This is a genomic window from Streptomyces sp. URMC 126 (genome assembly GCF_051386555.1).
In the GTDB taxonomy this organism is placed as follows: Bacteria; Actinomycetota; Actinomycetes; order Streptomycetales; family Streptomycetaceae; genus Streptomyces.
Genome location: NZ_JBPQTX010001335.1, coordinates 1 through 237 on the forward strand (window position 1 = coordinate 1; position 237 = coordinate 237).

1 pseudogene is annotated in these 237 nt (G+C 70.9%); it reads right to left on the minus strand.

Annotation, left to right across the window (positions count from 1 at the left end):
• A pseudogene (locus tag ACSNOK_RS36170) lies at nt 1-237 on the minus strand (hypothetical protein); the annotation flags it as partial.

The window sequence follows — 237 nt, forward strand, 5'->3', positions numbered from 1 at the left end:
GTGTTGAATCCGACCCGCAGGTGCGCGAAGCCGAGCTCGCGGGCCCGCGCCTTGGCGGCGGACACGCCACGGACGATCGCCTCGTGCACCCGCGGGTAGTGGCCGTCGAGCGTCGGGTTCGACGTGACGTTGGGCTCCTCCGTCACCTGCAGCGTGCTCGTGACCGGCCCGTACTGCTCGACCAGCTCCCGCAGGAAGGCGCAGTAGCCGTCGACGTTCCCGGCGCTGGACTGGTAC